This is a genomic window from Photorhabdus akhurstii, from assembly GCF_019090985.1.
Lineage (GTDB): Bacteria > Pseudomonadota > Gammaproteobacteria > Enterobacterales > Enterobacteriaceae > Photorhabdus > Photorhabdus akhurstii.
Window position 1 is genome coordinate 117,833 of sequence record NZ_CP020335.1, and the last position, 15,718, is coordinate 133,550.

Below are 15,718 nucleotides of genomic sequence, written 5' to 3' on the forward strand. Positions count from 1 at the left end.
AACCCAAGGGAAAAGTTTTGATTGACGTGTAAGAACGTCAGAAATCGACAAATAGACGGAAAGGAAACCAACAAATAGACGCTATCTAAACCAGCATTTGGACGATGTGATAACCAGCAAATAGACGCTGTACAAACCAGCATTTGGACGATAGCATAGCCAACAAATAGACGGAGCAATTTAAGCTTCATTCTCTACATTGAACATAAAAGAACAACCTTGAATAACACACTACACCCAAGATACATAGCACCACAGCTCAAGGCAGCATTGGCTGATACATCAGTGGTGTGTCTGCTTGGTCCTCGCCAAGTCGGCAAAACAACGTTGGCGAAATCTCTAGAGCCTGGGCGGGCTTACCTAACTTTCGATGACAGTACTTTGCTTAACACAGCTAAAGCCGATCCCACCGGATTTGTACAAAGCTTGCCAGAACGTGTCACACTGGATGAAGTACAGCGTGTGCCGGAGATCTTACCTGCCTTAAAAGCAACTATAGACATTCATCGTCAACCGGGACGGTTCATACTAACTGGTTCAGCTAATTTGCTGTTACTGCCTGGAGTACAGGAATCATTGGCAGGTCGTGTCGAGGTGATCTATTTACAGCCACTTTCTGAACAAGAAAAGCAGCATAGTCCAACATCGCTACTCGAACAACTGATCACGAACAAAATCTCTCCTTCAATCAAAGGGGAACAAATCCTCATTGAAGGTGTAGTCGAAGCTGTAGTACAAGGCGGTTATCCAGAGCCGAATACGCGTAGTGAGGCGCGAGCACGTCAGTGGCATAAGCAGTACCTCAACGCCATTATTCAACGTGATGTAAAAGACATTGCAGCGATTCGAGATGAAGATGAATTACTGCGACTTATCAAGACTCTTGCACTGCGTACTGGTAACTTATTGAATATCAGTGGATTGGCGAAAGATCTGGGTCTTCAGCGAGAAACCGTGGATAAATACATCACCATTCTAGAGCGCTTGTTCTTAGTGAGGCGCTTACCGGCCTGGCATAAAAACCAAGCCAAGCGTTTAATAAAAGCCCCTAAAGTTCATGTGGTGGATTCGGGTCTGGCTTGTGCTTTAAATAATCTGAGAGTCGACGATTGGCATAACCTTAGTAATGATTTTGGTGCAGTACTTGAAAGCTTTGTGGTGCAACAATTGATTTGCCAAGCGGGTTGGAGTGAACATGAACTGTACTTCTCCCACTATCGTGATAAAGATCAGGTTGAGGTTGATCTGGTTATTGAAGATGGTCGAAGAATCTGGGGGATTGAAGTTAAAAAAGCGGCCAGCATACAGCCGAAAGACGGTATGGGGTTGGCAAGATTAGCTTCACTGGCTGATAGGGATTGGCAGGGTGGCATCTTACTGTACACCGGTAATAATTGCCTCCCAATTAGCCACATACCGAACACATTTGCGGTACCAATGAATGCGCTTTGGGGACATTGATATCCACCACGTCCTAAAGGACGTGGTTCCCTACATTCAGAGGCTGTCGCAAAAAGCCGACATTTCTTACTCAGGGGGAATACAGAGATTTATTGCCTGTTATTGGTGTTGTTAACTCATAATATCAGAGCAACTACCCTTAATAAATTATACGTCATATGATTAATTGTACAATGTTTTTAATAATTTTAAACAATGTTTGAGTACATGCCTAAGCGGAACTCCATGCCCACAGGAAGTTATAGCCACCAAGCCAGCCGGTGACGTCTACCACTTCACCAATAAATAGAGTCCTTTTACCTGGTTAGTTTCCATCGTTTTGGATGAAAGCTGGTGAGTATCAATACCTCCCATCGTCACTTTGGCGGTGAGATAGCCCTCCGTTCCGTTGGGCTGTACCCATCATGATTGGAGGTTTGCCGCCAACTGTCTTATTGGAAAGACCGGGCTTACCTAGAATCACATAGTTAATTATATAATTTTTTTAATATTTTTACGTAACGCCTGAGCACATGCCCAGGCGGAACTCCATGCCCACTGGAAGTTATAGCCACCAAGCCAGCCGGTGACGTCTACTACCTCACCAATAAAGTAGAGACCTTTTACCTGATTAGCCTCCATCGTTTTAGATGAAAGCTGGTGAGTATCAACACCTCCCATTGTCACTTCGGCGGTGCGATAGCCTTCCGTACCGTTAGGTTGTACCCGCCATGATTGGAGGTTAGCCGCCAACTGTTTTTGCTGATTTGGAGTTAGTTGTTTAAGAGCAATATCTGGGATCTGACCGAGCGTTTGCAGGCACTCTGTCAGCCGCTTCGGTAATAATTTTGCCAAAGTATTTTTTACGCTTTGATTTGGGTGAGAGTTCCGTTCTTGCTCTAGAAAGGTTTCCAGATCACTATCAGGAAGTAAGTTAATGCTTACAAACTCCCCCGGTTGCCAGTAATTGGAAATTTGTAAGATTGCTGGACCAGAAAGTCCTCGGTGGGTAAACAGAATATTTTCTTTGAACAGAGTACCGTTTTCGGCGGTAACAATGGCGGGAACAGACACGCCAGAGAGCATATGAAGTTGCTCCAGTAGTGGTTTGTGCAGAGTAAAAGGCACAAGAGCGGCGCGGGTTGGCAAGACTTTCAAACCGAACTGTTCTGCAATTCGATAACCAAAAGGAGTTGCTCCAAGGCCAGGCATAGATAACCCACCGGAAGCAATGACAAGTGAGCGTGCATTTACTTCCTTTCCGTTAACGATGATAACGAAACCCTGCTCATTTTTTTCTACCTGGCTAACTTCGCTGCGCAGACGAATAGTAACCTGACCGGCTTCACACTCTTTCAGCAACATATCAACGATCTGTTGGGCAGAGTCATCACAGAAAAGTTGCCCCAGTGTTTTTTCATGGTAAGCAATGCCATGACGTTGAACCAGTTCGATAAAATCCCATTGTGTGTAACGAGCCAGAGCAGACTTGCAAAAATGGGGGTTAGCAGAAAGATAAGCTGATGGTTCTGTGTACAGATTCGTGAAGTTGCAACGTCCACCACCGGACATCAAAATTTTACGCCCGGCTTTTTTGTCATTGTCCAGAACGAGTATCCGTAAACCGAGCTGCCCAGCCTGAGCTGCGCAGAACAAACCTGCTGCACCGGCGCCAATAATAACCGCATCAAATCTTTCCACTGTTTTTCTCTTTATGACTAAATAATTTAGTGGGGAATTACCCCTAATATGTTGCATTTTTGATAAGTTTATGGGGGAAAAGTCCCTTATAACTTAAAATTGTCAATTTTTTAGAAGATATGTAATTTTATGATATATAAAGAGTATTCCTATTTCTTATTGTTACCTAGTTGTCATGAAATCAAAAAAAGTTCATATTTCACTTCCCCCGCTAGCATTTGTCACTGATAATGCGCCGCGTTCATGTCCAACTAACTGGCTTAACGTTTATGCTACATCTTTTTACTGGCCTGGATTTTCACACCAGCCTAATGTTAGTACTGGCACTACTATTTGTGCTGTTTTATGAAGCCATTAATGGCTTTCATGATACCGCGAATGCGGTAGCAACAGTTATTTATACCCGTGCTATGCGAGCACAGTTCGCCGTCGTTATGGCTGGGGTATTTAACTTCTTTGGTGTTCTTCTTGGTGGATTAAGTGTCGCTTACGCGATTGTGCATTTGCTTCCGACCGATCTTCTTCTCAATGTCAGTTCTGCTCATGGCCTTGCTATGGTGTTTTCCATGTTGCTGGCTGCGATTGTCTGGAACCTTGGGACCTGGTATTTCGGTTTACCTGCATCCAGTTCCCATACCCTGATTGGTTCCATCATTGGTATCGGTTTAACCAATGCCATCGTAACCGGTTCTTCTGTGGTTGATGCGTTGAATGTGCCGAAGATGATACAGATTTTCCTGTCGTTGATCCTCTCTCCTTTAATCGGATTGATCATCGCAGGGGCTGTCGTGTTTCTGCTGCGTCGTTACTGGAGTAGCACCAAGAAACGTAAACGTATTCATCTGACTCCCGCTGAACGTGAAAAGAAGGATGGTAAGCGTAAGCCCCCTTTCTGGACACGTACAGCGCTGATTTTGTCTGCGGTAGGCGTAAGCTTCTCTCATGGGGCGAATGATGGTCAGAAAGGTATCGGTTTGATTATGCTGGTGCTAATTGGTGTAGCGCCAGCGGGATTTGTTGTAAACATGAATGCCAATGGTTATGACATCGCCCGTACCTACGACGCTATTACTCACTTGCAACAATATTATCGGCAGCATGGCTCAGCGTTATCCCATGCAATTGAGCTGACGCCATCGGTCGCTGTTGCGGAAGATGAACCGGAAGGGCGATTCCATTGTGATATTACGCGTGCTGTCGTTGTTCTTGATCAGACAGAAAGTCTATTGAAGGGCATTCAGAGCTACAGTGAGCTGAATGCTGAACAGCGTAACAATATGCGCCGTATGTTGATGTGTATTGCTGATACGGCGGAGTCTCTGGCTAAACTGCCGGAAACTCGTGCTGAAGACGCCCGTTTCCTGAATAAATTGCGGAAAGACTTATTACACACCGTTGAGTATGCGCCTGTCTGGATTATCATTGCGGTAGCACTGGCTCTGTCTTTGGGAACGATGGTTGGCTGGAAACGTGTTGCAGTCACTATTGGTGAGAAGATTGGCAAAAAAGGTATGACCTACGCGCAAGGTGTTTCAGCTCAGATGACTGCTGCTGTTTCAATTGGTGTTGCGAGTTATACCGGCATGCCGGTCTCTACTACGCAGGTGCTTTCTTCTGCGGTGGCTGGAACGATGTTGGTCGATGGCGGTGGGGTTCAGGGTAAAACTATCCAGAATATCATGCTGGCTTGGATACTGACGCTGCCGGTTTCAATCGGGTTGTCCGGTACGCTTTACTGGTTCGCTTTGAAACTGATTTAATTGTTTTAATGGATAATTTGAGGGCGGTATGGGTCAACTATACCGCCTTTTTATTTAATACCAAATCAACATAGAGATCAGGCAAATAACAACTAATCCACTCAGTGCGCTGGTCAAAATAAATTGTCTTCTCAACCTTTCACAACGAAGAACAACTTCTGGATCATGATGATCAAGGTAACGTTGTGAATTGATATAGTTCACTAGTCGTATTTGCTTATTAAGTTGCCCATGAGTAGTGAAAAAGCCGTTACCGTCTACTGATTGATAAAGCAAGGGGTCAGATTGACGAAGAATGGACAGCAATGCTCGTAGTGAAGAGAAGTAGCGCATCATATTGATAATGCAGACAAGACACAGCGCCCAAAACAGTGCGATTGTACTGAACATAATCCCCTCCTTAGAATGGTTAGCCAAAGCTGTCACAAAAAAGAAAAAATCAAAATTGCAGGTGGCGACACCTTTATATTTATTGTAGGAAAGATAGCCAGATAGTACAAAAAACCTGTTCTGCATGAGTTGGGACAGAACTAGTAGAAAAACGTCATAAACACTCATCTAGTTAGTTCTATCCAACCATGAAACCTCAGAGAGATTGATTAGCTATTCACGTAAATATATTGGGTATCAAGAAAGGCCGTAAATTCAGAGTAGGATTTTGCTATCCATCAAGTGGCAGGAAGAGCAATTGTGGTATATGTTGTTTGGTGGATGTTCTTTGTCCAGTCGCTAAACCGATGAGCTGTGATCGAAACAGGACTTGAAGAACATCCTAATTAGTAATAAACACAGGATAGTGGCAATTTGCCCTGCCAACTCACTAACTCGGCATTATGGAAGGAGTTCGCTTATGGCTTACAAACATATTCTTGTTGCGGTTGATTTATCCCCGGAAAGTCAGGTTTTGGTGAGAAAAGCTGTTTCTATGGCTAAACCGGACAATGCCAAAGTTTCCCTGATCCATGTTGATGTTAACTATTCCGATCTCTACACCGGTTTGATTGATGTTAATCTCGGTGATATGCAGCAACGTATTACTGACGAGACCCGCAGTGCGCTGAAAGCGCTCTCCGCAGATTCAGACTATGACATTCAGGAGACCCTGAGCGGTAGCGGTGATCTGGGGCAAGTACTGGTTGATGCAATCAAGAAATATGACATAGATATGGTTGTTTGTGGTCATCATCAGGATTTCTGGAGCAAATTGATGTCTTCTGCTCGTCAGTTAATTAACACGGTTCATGTTGATATGCTGATTGTTCCTCTGCGTGATGATGAATGACAATAGATTGAAAAGTTATTCGATAAAATCGCCTGCTTATGCAGGCGTTTTTTTTGGTGAAATGGGGGGGTGTTTGGCTTATGCTCGGTGCAATCAAGAAATTTTTTTTACCTTTCTGCGAAAAAACTTCTTGAAAGATGAATATAGAACAATGATATATTCAAAGGGCAAACACAACTTATCTCACATTTTCAACAAAAATAATGATTAGAAAATGACTGAGAATCCATCACAACCGAAGTAGAAATAAGGAATAACTAAATGAGCTGTTTACTATCTTTGTCTTCATTTCTTGGATCGATTCAACGCAGGGATGAATATCAACCAGAATATCTCCAGGCTGTTCGGGAAGTATTCACCTCTCTTTGGCCGTTTCTTGAACAAAACCCGAAATACCGTGAACATAGCCTACTGGAACGTATGGTGGAGCCAGAAAGGGTTATCCAGTTTCGGGTTTGCTGGGTAGATGATCAGGGTAAAGTGCAGGTAAACCGGGCATGGCGAGTGCAATTCAACTCCGCCATTGGTCCATACAAAGGCGGTATGCGTTTTCATCCATCGGTAAACCTCTCTATTCTGAAATTCTTGGGCTTTGAACAAACCTTGAAAAATGCACTAACAACTTTACCAATGGGTGGTGGTAAAGGTGGTTCAGATTTTGATCCTAAAGGAAAGAGTCAGGGCGAAGTCATGCGTTTTTGTCAGGCATTAATGACAGAATTGTACCGCCATTTGGGGCCGGATACTGATGTTCCCGCAGGTGACATTGGTGTGGGTGGCCGTGAAGTGGCTTTTATGTCAGGGATGATGAAAAAGCTTTCTAACAACACGGCTTGTGTATTTACTGGCAAAGGTCTCTCTTTTGGCGGTAGCTTGATTCGCCCGGAAGCAACCGGTTATGGTCTGGTCTATTTCGTCAATGCCATGTTGAAACGTCATGGCATGGGTTTTGACGGTATGCGCGTATCGGTTTCCGGTGCAGGTAATGTGGCGCAATATACGATTGAAAAATGCATGGCATTGGGAGCGAAAGTGGTAACCGCTTCTGATTCCGGCGGTACTTTAGTTGATGAGGAAGGGTTTACGCCGGAGAAGCTGGCTCATCTTGAAGAGATAAAAAACCAACGCTATGGCCGTGTGGAAGAATACGCCAGAGAGCGGGGTCTGACTTTCTTGAAAGGGTTACAACCTTGGTCTGTGCCGGTTGATATCGCTTTGCCATGCGCCACTCAGAATGAACTGGACTTGGATGCGGCTAAGGTCCTTATCAAGAATGGCGTCAAAGCGGTTGCTGAAGGGGCGAATATGCCAGCAACTATTTCAGCGACGGAAGCCTTTATTGAAGCAGGTGTGTTATTCGCACCCGGTAAAGCGGCCAATGCTGGTGGCGTGGCGACATCTGGTCTGGAAATGGCACAAAATGCGGCCCGTTTAGGCTGGAAGGCTGAAAAAGTGGATGCGCGCTTGCACCACATCATGTTGGATATTCACCACGCCTGTGTTGAGTATGGTGGCGAGGGCAAACAGACCAATTATGTTCAGGGGGCGAACATTGCCGGATTTGTGAAAGTTGCCGACGCTATGCTTGCTCAAGGCATTCTTTAAACTACATTCTTTAAACTAAAAGATATCAGCCGCAATAACGGCTGATTTTTTTCAACGAGGATAAATATCAAAACGGTGATTTTTCGTGGTGATAGCTGCTGATGCAGCGACTCCAGCTAAGGGTTCTGCATAATCTGGCCGCTTTACCACGACGCGGCGTTTTGCCAAAGCGCGTGCAGGGGCTAGCAAACTATCAGCATCTTCATCAGCGCCAACCAGAGATTGGAACACTCGCATCTCTTTTTTCACCAGTGCGCTTTTCTGCTTATGTGGATACATAGGATCAAGATAAACGACATCGGGCTGTGGCGTAATATCGGCCAGCGCTGTAATGCTGGAGGCATGGAGCAGCGTCATGCGCTCTTGCAACCAGCCGCCAATTTCTTCATCCTGATAACCACGTTGCAGCCCATCATCCAGTAATGCCGCGACCACTGGATGGCGTTCCAGCATTCTTACATGACAACCCAATGATGCCAGCACAAAGGCATCGCGCCCCAGGCCGGCGGTAGCATCTACGACTGTTGGTAGATAATCTTTTTTGATTCCTATGGCCTTAGCAACGGCTTCGCCGCGTCCGCCGCCAAAGCGACGGCGATGTGCCATTGTACCTGATACAAAATCGACATAGATGCCGCCTAGCTTTGGCTCATCCCGTTTACGAAGTTCAAGACGTTGAGGGGTAAAGACCAACGCCATAATCGCGCTTTCGTCATGCATCAGCCCCCAGCGCTCTGCCAGTTGAGATAAGGCGCTGTTATCAGCGCCTTGTTCACAGATTAAACAGATTCCCACCTTAAATTACCCTTTAATACCGGCCTTGCGCAGCATTGCATCCAGTTTTGGTTCACGGCCACGGAAGCGTTTGAACAACTCCATTGGTTCTTCTGAACCGCCACGGGACAAAATGTTATCAAGGAAAGATTGCCCGGTTTCGCGGTTAAAAATGCCTTCTTCCTCGAAACGAGAGTAAGCATCGGCTGCCAACACATCAGCCCACAGATAACTGTAGTAGCCAGCGGCATAACCACCGGAGAAGATGTGGGTGAATGAATGTGGGAAACGGCCCCATTCAGGTGAAGGCACTACGGAGACCAATTTCTTCACTTCTTTTAAGGTCTTCATGGTTTGAGCGCCTTTCTTTGGATCGTAGTTAACATGCAGACGGAAATCGAACTGACCAAACTCAAGTTGACGTAAGATCCTCATGGCAGCCTGATAGTTTTTGGCTGCTAACAGATTATCCAACATGGATTGCGGCAGAGGTTCTTTAGTCTCATAGTGACCAGAGATGAATGCCAGTGCTTCTGGCTCCCAGCACCAGTTTTCCATGAATTGGCTTGGCATTTCAACCGCATCCCACGGTACACCATTGGTACCGGAGACACCGGCAGTTTCAATCTTAGTCAGCATTAGGTGTAGACAGTGACCAAACTCGTGGAACAGCGTATTGACTTCATTGTGAGTGAATAGCGCTGGTTTATTGCCAACAGGTTTGTTGAAGTTGCAGTTCAGATAAGCGACAGGCTTTTGCAGTTCGCCGTTGGAACGGCGCATGCTGCTGATACACTCATCCATCCAAGCGCCGCCACGTTTATTTTCGCGTGCGTACAGATCCATATAGAAGCTACCGCGCAGCTCATTGGTGTCATCGTACAGATCAAAGAAACGGACATCCTGATGCCAGGTTTCTACATCATGGCGCTCTTTAGCCGTAATGCCATAGATACGGCGAACAACTTCGAATAACCCTTCAACAGCCTTTTGTTCAGGGAAATAAGGACGTAATTGCTCATCATTGATAGAGAACTCGTACTGTTTTTGTTTTTCGCCATAATAAGTCATATCCCAAGCTTCCAGCTTGTGGGCGCAATGATGCCATTTAGCAAAACCTTTTAATTCATCTACTTCCTCTTCGCCCTGTGGATGAGCGCGTTTTGTCAAATCATTCAGAAAATCCAATACTTCCTTCGGGGTTTTTGCCATCTTGGTTGCAAGGGATTGTTCTGCATAATTTTTGAAACCAAGCAACAGAGCTTGTTCGTGACGTAGCGCGAGGATTTCGGCGATCACTTCGCTGTTATCCCATTTACCTGCATTTGGCCCCTGATCGGATGCGCGGGTATTGTAGGCGTGGTAAATTTCTCGACGCAGTTCACGGTTATCTGCATAGGTGATAACCGGCTGATAACTTGGTGCTTCTAAAGTCAGTAGCCAGCCTTTTTGTCCTTTGGCTTCTGCTTGTGCTTTAGCGGCGGCAAGCGCGCTTTCAGGCAGACCAGCCAGATCTTTCACGTCAGTAATTAATTTGGTCCAGCCCATAGTTGCATCAAGCACATTATTGTTGAATTGCGAACTTAAATCTGACAAACGAGCACTAATCTCGCCATAGCGTTTCTGCTTCTCTTCAGGCAGACCAATACCTGATAGTTTAAAATCACGCAGTGCATTTTCGACAACTTTGCGTTGAGGCACAGAGAGCTTCTCAAACTCAGCGCTTTCACGTAATGACGTATAGGCTTGATATAGTCCCTTGTGTTGACCTAACCAGGTACTGAATTCGGACAGTAATGGCAAACTTTCTTCATAGACGGCGCGTAATTCTGGGCTGTTTTTAACCGAATTCAGATGATTGACTGGTGACCATGCACGGGATTGCTTATCACTTGCTTCGGCCAATGGCTGACACAGATTATCCCAGGTAAAAACGGTATTCTCGGCCAATATTTTTTCGATAGTTTGGCGATAATTGGCAATGACTTCTTTTACAGCGGGAACAACATGTTCTGGTTTAATAGAAGAAAATTTTGGTAAACCTGATGGAACGAGTAACGGATTAGTCATATAAAGCGTCCTTTTTATGTGTTGGATACATTGCTGAGAGGAGCAACCTTGTATCGTAATGGGTATCGGCTAATAAGATGTAGGTAAAATTCGACAAACTCAACGCGAATGTTGAGTTTATGAACAACAAAATTTAATGCTTTTTAGGAAATTGAGAATGATTTCAGCAAACGGATTTAGAAGCCAGATAATATGCGTTATGATTAGCTCCTTTTCATAATTCTTTGTATTTATATGGAAGATCATCGTCCCCGGTGGGGCGGCTGGACTTCAAATCCAGATGGGGCCGCCAGCGGTCTCTGGCAGGTTCGACTCCTGTGATCTTCCGCCATCCGCACCAGCCCCAGAAAAAGTCATCAAAATTAGTATGGTAAAAACGAGAGTGACCATAAATTTTATGCTCTATATGAACGCATCCCGTTTGCAAGACAAAAATTACTCTGGCATCGACGGTAGGTTGCAGCTCTATATCCGGCCTTATTGCAGCCAGAGCTGCGGGCCTCGATGTAATCCGCTGACTGGCTCCTCACTCTCCTAACGAGCTTTAAGCTCAGAGCATAAATCAGGTTTAGCAAGTCACGGTCTTACCTGCCTTTGTCATCATTATCATTGCTTTAGCAATCTTTCTGCATTCATCCTTGTCGTTAAAAGTGAAAGTTGATCAGTGAAACACTTCAGTAAGGTCTGACACTAACGTAATCTTTTTGGTATTCCTGCTGATGGGCGACCAATGCCCAAACGGTGCGAGCCAGCTTATTGGCCATCCCCACAATCGCCACACAGACCGGACGGCGTTTTTTCAGCTCCGTCACCCACGGCAGCGGGGTTTTCGTCAGTAAGGTGGCCACTCTTGCACCGTGAATAAACAGGGTTCTCAGGTAGGTATCTCCCCGTTTACTGATGCCCAGTAATTTGACCCGGCCTCCTGTTCCCGTTTGTTTCGGTACCAGGCCCAGATAGGCCGAAAATTCCCTGCCCGACCGAAATGCGCTGGGATCGCCCATCGTCGCGATGGCGGCGGTCGCAATCAGGACACCGACACCGGGAATTTTCATAATCCGCTGACAATCGGCATTCTGCTTTGCCCACGCCGTTAGTTGGTTTTCCATTTGTTCAATTTGTTCGTCGATTTCGGTCAAACGATGATATTGCGCTTCAAGCAGAGCAAGCAGGAACGGGGCCAGTTTTTTTCTGAGTCGCTCAAGTACCTCAGGCATGGCCTTATCCAGAGAAGCCCTGCCTTTATGCATGGTTTCACCAAATTCCAGTAGCAAACCATGCAGCGCATTGATTTGTGCGGTTCTGAATTTGACTAATTGGTGGCGCATTCGGTGTAATGACAGAATGGCCTGTTGCTCTTCATTTTTAATCGCGATCGATTTACCGGGTTGCTGAACCGCCAGCCAAATGGCCCGGGCATCCTGAACATCATTTTTATTTCCCATCCGGAACGCTTTAACAAATTTAGCCTGAAGCAAACGCACGTCATGCCCCAGCTTCCTCAGCTCCCGAGCCCAATAATGCGCACCGCCACAGGCTTCCATGCCAATCAGACAAGGTTCGCGGTTACTGAAGAACGTTAAAAAATCCGGCCTCCTCAGTTGCTTATCAATAAGTTCACCGGTGTATTCATCGACAAAATGAATTTGCATCAAATGTTTTGCAATATCGACGCCAAAAGGAGTAAATTTCATGGGTGGATCCTCCAGTCATCAGGGAGCAATAGTCTCCCGCTTTTAGGCACTATAAGGCCGGAAATCTGTGAGGATCCACATCTCATCTCTCAATTCCAGCACAATGCCAAAGGCTAAGTGGTTGGGATGCGTTCATTACATTCTCCTAAGACATTTTGGTTTCACTTTTTGCAATCAGCCGAACGCCGAAGCTTTTTAATGCCTGTAGTTGTTCCGGGGTTCTGGAGGCGCACCGGCTATACGTTTTGATGCTTATCTATTTTCCCGGCGTTTTGTACATTAAAATCACTCTTAATGCACAGTCGGGCTGGGAACTGTTGGTGAGGCAGCAGGTTTCTTCGCTCTTATTACGACCTATTGACTGAAAAAATTATAGGAACAGCTTTGTGTCGCAGCACAAAATGGTAAATAGTGTCAGGAACTCTAGCCATCCCTTCCATTTTTGCCATTTTGACCACCATTAGGGCCTCCTTTCCCTCCTGAGCCTCCTTTCCCTCCTGAGCCACCTTTTCCTCCATCGCCACTATTTGGCCCACTTCCACCGTTGCCGCCATTGCCGCCATTACCACCATGAGATCCTGCTCCACTTCCGCCATTACCGCCGTTACCACCAGGTCCTCCATTTGAACTATATAATTTCAAATCAAAATCTAAATTTGTTGAATTTTGATTTTCTAAATTGAATTGATTTTTTAGGGAGGTGGTTTCTGCTGAGGCTATTGGTGTGATTGAAAGGAAAGAAATAGCTAATAATGAACTTGTTAAAAATAAGGATGTTTTTTTCATAAATGCTCCATTTACTATATGACCACATGACTATATGGAACAATATTAATAACCTTCACTAAATATAATTTGAGTGAATTTAACTTTCAACAATAATGTTACTGGCGAGCATAAAAAAGTGCGGGGCACCTATGCGGCAACAGCTTCTGTCAAGTCGTGACTTGCTCTGTTTGGGCATTGAGGCAACCCGAGCGACCATTTCATCATTAAGAAATTATGTGTGCTGATATTGCTGAATTTAAGTTAGTCAAAGCAGTAAAAGATCAGAATGGGCGGAAGGTTGAATTGCCGCTGGCAATTTTTGATCCCATGAATCCGGAACTGGCGAAGATGTCGGTAGCAGGCAACTAATTGGTTTGAGTATTTTAACATTTATTCTTCCAGGTATATTAGTACCATTGGTTTTTCACCTACTTGAGATAACGGTCAATAGAGCGGAGGCAATTGATGAGTGATAATCTTCCTGAAGCACCACAGGGCGAATTTATTTTGTTCCGAAGTGACGATGGTCAGGCACATGTCGAATGCCGTTTTGAATCCGATACGCTGTGGTTATCACAAGCGGAGATAGCCAATCTTTATCAGGTGACGCCTCAGGCGATCACACAGCATGTTAAGGTTATCTATGATGAGGGTGAACTTGTACAAAATTCAACTTGTAAGTCTTTCTTACAAGTTCGACAAGAGGGTAATCGACAAGTTAATCGTAATATACTGCATTACAACCTCTCAGAGGTCTTTTTGGTTTTAGAGAGGGGAAATATAAAGATATAATACCATTATAATTACAGCTTCATCTTATTAGATAAATAAATTATTCATAGGATTATATACTGTGAATAATTTATTGCTTTTTCATTGAAATAGATAGCGTAAATGAAGTAATTATAAAAAATTAAAATTAATTTATTGAGCGGCCACATTATAAATTTCGTGCTATTAGTCAAGATTTTGTCCATACTACATAGACTATTTTGCATGAATATAGGTTTAATAGTGATTATATAATTGTTAGAGTAAGAGGAATATGTATGTCTTATTTTTTTGATACAGCAGTTAATATAGAGGGAAATAAGAAATTAAGAACGCCTCAGATTGAGGCATACATCAAAATTAGAGAATATTTTAATCAACCAAATAATAAAGAAGCATTAGTAGTACTACCGACAGGTACAGGTAAAAGTGGTTTAATTTCTATTGCGCCATATGGAGTATCAAATAAAAGAGTTCTTATTATAACTCCTGGGCTTGTTACTAAAGATAGTATACGAAAAACTCAAGAGGTGTTAGAGGACAATTTCTGGGTGAATTGTGATGTTATATTTAATAGTAAAGATATTCCTGTGGTGAATGAATATCTTCAAGATATCAGTGATGAGCATTTATTTGCTAGTCATATTGTTTACTCTAATATACATCGAGTATCAAGTAAGCGTGAGACAAGTCTAATAAGTAGAGTTCCACAGGATTTTTTTGATTTTATTATTATTGATGAGGCTCACCATGCTCCTGCCCAAAGTTGGCGTGAAGTTTTGGGATATTTCCACGAGGCTAAGATACTTCATGTTACAGGAACACCATATCGAGGTGATAATCAAGAAATTCCTGGAGAAAAAATACATGAAACTCCTCTTTCAGAGGTTATGAAAAATAATTATGTGAAGTGGTTAAGAAAAGAGACAGTTAATGCACATGAATTGTATTTTTCTATAAAAGAAAATGAGGAGGTCAAATTATCAAAGGAAGAGGTATTGGCATTTAAAGATAAAGAGTGGATAGAGAAAAGTATCGCTCTGTCGGAGGAATGCTCAAAAGATGTTATTGAGTATAGCATATTAAAATTAAATGAGTTAAAAAAATTATCTAGTAAAGTTCCCCATAAAATATTAGCTGTAGGTTGTAGTATTTCTCACGCAGAAGATTTATATCATTGGTATAAAGAAAAGGGATTAAATTCTATTATTGTTCATAGTGAAATGTCCTTAGATGAATTACGTAGATCTTTTAGAAACATTGAAAATCATCAATGTGATGTCGTAATTTCAGTTAACATGCTGATGGAAGGTTATGATCATAAATACTTAAGTATTCTGGCTATATTTAGGCCATATAGAAGTATTAATGCATTTGCACAAGTGATTGGTAGAATATTGCGTGCAATACCTGATGATGAAATAACAGCTTTTGAAATTGATAATAATGGATTGGTAATATTTCATGAAGAAATTGGACTCAACACAATGTGGAATGTATTTCAAAAGGAAGTTGATAGAGCTAAAAGAGGAAGTATCCGGGAATATACATTTAGTGATAGAGAATATATTGAGAGAGAAAATTCATTAGCTAAATAACGTTTCGTAATTATGCTACACATAGCCTTCTTCAACCCATTGTTATACATAGAATTATGAGTGGTATAAGATGTAGCACTATTTTGAAATCTTATTTAGTGTAAATAGTGAGGGAGCTTTTATTAGTAATAAAGATTCATATCTTGATGATATAGATTTTAATGAATTATTTGAAAGAAAGAGAGCGGAGATAAATGCGTCAGTATCCGAAAATATAAATAAAATTATTCAATCGGGAGTAGATCTACCATTAGA

At 43.4% G+C, this 15,718-nt stretch carries 12 protein-coding genes, 1 tRNA gene and 2 pseudogenes; 8 read left to right on the plus strand and 7 right to left on the minus strand.

Annotation, left to right across the window (positions count from 1 at the left end; genetic code table 11):
• Positions 1 to 219: 219 nt before the first annotated feature.
• Entirely contained in the window at positions 220 to 1,461 is a 1,242-nt protein-coding gene (locus B0X70_RS00570; protein WP_217470643.1) for an ATP-binding protein, read from the plus strand.
• Positions 1,462 to 1,672: 211 nt separating this feature from the next.
• On the opposite strand, the pseudogene B0X70_RS00575 reads toward B0X70_RS00570, so the two are convergent.
• Both B0X70_RS00575 and B0X70_RS00580 read right to left on the minus strand, forming a co-directional pair.
• Positions 1,673 to 1,860: pseudogene (locus tag B0X70_RS00575) on the minus strand (NAD(P)/FAD-dependent oxidoreductase); the annotation flags it as partial.
• 72 nt (positions 1,861 to 1,932) lie between these two features.
• A complete protein-coding gene (locus B0X70_RS00580) occupies positions 1,933 to 3,141 on the minus strand; it encodes a BaiN/RdsA family NAD(P)/FAD-dependent oxidoreductase (protein ID WP_217470644.1) in 1,209 nt (402 codons plus the stop codon).
• A gap of 269 nt (positions 3,142 to 3,410) precedes the next feature.
• Between B0X70_RS00580 and pitA the strand changes: the two genes are divergently transcribed.
• Positions 3,411 to 4,901: an inorganic phosphate transporter PitA gene (gene pitA, locus B0X70_RS00585; RefSeq protein WP_036812625.1), complete on the plus strand. Its 1,491-nt coding sequence runs from the start codon at positions 3,411 to 3,413 to the stop codon at positions 4,899 to 4,901.
• A 54-nt stretch (positions 4,902 to 4,955) separates the two neighbouring features.
• Here pitA and uspB read toward each other — a convergent pair whose 3' ends face one another.
• Positions 4,956 to 5,291: a universal stress protein UspB gene (gene uspB, locus B0X70_RS00590; RefSeq protein ID WP_036812627.1), complete on the minus strand. Its 336-nt coding sequence runs from the start codon at positions 5,289 to 5,291 to the stop codon at positions 4,956 to 4,958.
• Between the two features lie 460 nt (positions 5,292 to 5,751).
• Here uspB and uspA point away from each other — a divergent pair, with 460 nt between their 5' ends.
• Complete coding sequence (uspA, locus tag B0X70_RS00595; protein ID WP_036779007.1) at positions 5,752 to 6,183, plus strand: universal stress protein UspA; 432 nt, start codon at positions 5,752 to 5,754, stop codon at positions 6,181 to 6,183.
• A 261-nt stretch (positions 6,184 to 6,444) separates the two neighbouring features.
• The gene (gene gdhA, locus B0X70_RS00600) at positions 6,445 to 7,788 is read left to right on the plus strand and encodes an NADP-specific glutamate dehydrogenase (RefSeq protein ID WP_036812629.1); all 1,344 of its coding nucleotides are present in this window, start codon (positions 6,445 to 6,447) and stop codon (positions 7,786 to 7,788) included.
• Between the two features lie 51 nt (positions 7,789 to 7,839).
• On the opposite strand, the gene rsmJ is transcribed toward gdhA, so the two are convergent.
• Both rsmJ and prlC read right to left on the minus strand, forming a co-directional pair.
• Complete coding sequence (gene rsmJ / locus B0X70_RS00605) at positions 7,840 to 8,583, minus strand: 16S rRNA (guanine(1516)-N(2))-methyltransferase RsmJ (RefSeq protein WP_040149960.1); 744 nt, start codon at positions 8,581 to 8,583, stop codon at positions 7,840 to 7,842.
• A 6-nt stretch (positions 8,584 to 8,589) separates the two neighbouring features.
• Positions 8,590 to 10,632, minus strand: coding sequence for an oligopeptidase A (prlC, locus tag B0X70_RS00610; RefSeq protein WP_040149962.1), 2,043 nt, complete (start codon positions 10,630 to 10,632; stop codon positions 8,590 to 8,592).
• 236 nt (positions 10,633 to 10,868) lie between these two features.
• Between prlC and B0X70_RS00615 the strand changes: the two genes are divergently transcribed.
• Positions 10,869 to 10,963 (plus strand) — tRNA-Sec (locus B0X70_RS00615).
• A gap of 343 nt (positions 10,964 to 11,306) precedes the next feature.
• On the opposite strand, the gene B0X70_RS00620 is transcribed toward B0X70_RS00615, so the two are convergent.
• Both B0X70_RS00620 and B0X70_RS00625 read right to left on the minus strand, forming a co-directional pair.
• Positions 11,307 to 12,326, minus strand: coding sequence for an IS110 family RNA-guided transposase (locus tag B0X70_RS00620; RefSeq protein ID WP_110086014.1), 1,020 nt, complete (start codon positions 12,324 to 12,326; stop codon positions 11,307 to 11,309).
• Between the two features lie 423 nt (positions 12,327 to 12,749).
• Positions 12,750 to 13,112, minus strand: a complete 363-nt coding sequence (locus B0X70_RS00625) for a hypothetical protein (protein ID WP_217470645.1) — start codon at positions 13,110 to 13,112, stop codon at positions 12,750 to 12,752.
• A 216-nt stretch (positions 13,113 to 13,328) separates the two neighbouring features.
• Between B0X70_RS00625 and B0X70_RS25550 the strand changes: the two genes are divergently transcribed.
• From B0X70_RS25550 to B0X70_RS00635, 3 genes and pseudogenes are all read left to right on the plus strand, one after another.
• On the plus strand, positions 13,329 to 13,463 hold the full coding sequence (locus B0X70_RS25550; RefSeq protein ID WP_256448166.1) for a hypothetical protein: 135 nt from the start codon (positions 13,329 to 13,331) through the stop codon (positions 13,461 to 13,463).
• 96 nt (positions 13,464 to 13,559) lie between these two features.
• Positions 13,560 to 13,859: pseudogene (locus B0X70_RS00630) on the plus strand (hydroxyacid dehydrogenase); the annotation flags it as partial.
• 284 nt (positions 13,860 to 14,143) lie between these two features.
• Positions 14,144 to 15,463, plus strand: coding sequence for a DEAD/DEAH box helicase (locus B0X70_RS00635; protein WP_246593396.1), 1,320 nt, complete (start codon positions 14,144 to 14,146; stop codon positions 15,461 to 15,463).
• The last annotated feature ends 255 nt before the right edge of the window (positions 15,464 to 15,718 follow it).